The 1,938-nt window shown below is 64.1% G+C and carries 1 protein-coding gene; it reads left to right on the top strand.

All coding sequences use genetic code 11. The features are described 5' to 3' along the window. Positions 1-1,938: condensation domain-containing protein (locus H8A95_RS42810; RefSeq protein WP_229188421.1), on the top strand; the 1,938-nt coding region annotated here is incomplete at both ends.

Below are 1,938 nucleotides of genomic sequence, written 5' to 3' on the forward strand. Positions count from 1 at the left end.
TCGAGCCGGTTGTCACAGGCTGTTGGGGTCGAGCTGCCGCTGTCGACGCTGTTCGCAAGGCCAGTGCTGGCCGATCTGGCCGCAAGCATCGTCGAGGTGTTGAGCCGCTCCGGTCCCCAAGACCTGCCGTCGATTGCGGCCGTGTCGCGTCATGAGCCGCTTGTGCTGTCGTTTGCGCAGCAGCGGCTATGGTTTTTGGCGCAGCTGAACGAAGGCAGCACGAACTACCACATTCCGCTGACCTTACGACTGCGCGGGATGCTCGACCGCAGCGCCTGGCAGCGCAGCCTTGATCGTCTGTTTGCGCGTCATGAGGCGCTGCGCAGTGTCTTTGTCGCGCCGCAGGGCAAGCCCCAGGTTGAGGTCCTGCCGCCGGATGCGGGACTACTGGTACTTGAGCACGATCTTCGGCACAGACCGGATGCGGAAGCGGCACTTTTGGATCTGTGCCATGAAGAGGAGCGCACGCCGTATGATCTTGCGCGCGGGCCGCTGATCCGCGGGCGTCTGGTGCGGATGTCGGATGAGGAGCACGTCTTCCTGCTGACCCAGCATCACATCGTCTCGGACGGCTGGTCGATGGGCGTGCTGGTGCGTGAACTCAGTCAGCTTTACCGGGCATTCGAGGCTGGGCAGGACGATCCTTTGCCGCCGTTGGCGATCCAATATCCGGATTATGCCGCCTGGCAACGCCAATGGCTGTCGGGGGAACGGCTGCAGAAGCAGGCGCAGTATTGGCGCAACGCCCTGTCAGGCATGGCCCGTCTTGTCTTGCCGACGGACCATGCGCGGCCTGCCCAGCAGTCGTTTGCCGGGGCCACGGTTCCGATCGTCATCGATGCGGATCTGACGCGGGAGCTGAAGCGGCTGAGCCGGCAGCATGGCACGACGTTGTTCATGACGGTGCTGGCAGCCTGGGCGGCGGTGCTGTCGCGTCTGTCGGGGCAGGACGACCTTGCGATCGGCGTGCCAAGCGCCAATCGAGGCCGGCGCGAGGTCGAAGAGTTGATCGGCTTCTTCGTCAACACCCTGGCGCTACGGCTGGACCTGTCGGGCGAGCCGAGCGTGTCGGAGCTTCTGGAGCGGACGCGGCGCACGGCGCTGGCTGCACAGGAGCATCAGGACCTGCCGTTCGAGCAAGTGGTGGAGATCGTGCAGCCGCCCCGAGCTCTTGATCACACGCCGTTGTTGCAGGTGATGTTGGCTTGGGAGAACAGCGCGGTTGGGACATTGGACGTGCCGGGGCTGAGTGTGGAGGCTGCCGGGGAGGGGATCGATCAGGTCAAGTTCGATCTGGAGCTGAGCCTTGGCGAGCATGGCGAGGAGATCGCCGGAACGCTGGGTTATGCCACGGCGCTGTTTGATCAGGCGACGATCGAGCGGCAGCGTGGTTATCTGCTGGCGCTGCTGCGGGCGATGGCAGCCGATGCAGGCCAGCCGGTCGGCCGCATCGACATCCTGCCGGCCGAGGAGCGCAGCTATCTGCTGGAGGAGTTGAACCGGACGGCGGCGCCTTATCCGTCGGAACGATGCATCCATGAGCTGTTCGAGGCGCAGGTGCAAAAGACGCCGGAGGCGGTGGCGCTGATCTGCGAAGACGAGCGGCTGAGCTATGGTGAGCTCAACGCACGGGCCAACCGGCTGGCGCACCACCTGATCGCCCTCGGGGTCAAGCTGGGGGATCGCATTGCCACCGTGCTGGACCGCTCCGCCGCTCTTGTGGTGGCGCAGCTGGCGATCCTAAAGGCGGGCGGAGTATATGTGCCGATCGATCGCGCGCTTCCATCTGCGCGACAAGAATGGCTGATGGCCGATTGTGTTGCACGTCTGGCGCTTTACGGTAATGATCCGGTTGAGGCGACGATACCTGCTCTGGCTATTGAACCGCTCATAGTTGGAATGGGATGTAGTAGCGATCCTGGTCTGGCGTTGAGCGCT

It is taken from the genome of Bradyrhizobium oropedii (assembly GCF_020889685.1).
Taxonomy (GTDB): Bacteria; Pseudomonadota; Alphaproteobacteria; order Rhizobiales; family Xanthobacteraceae; genus Bradyrhizobium; species Bradyrhizobium oropedii.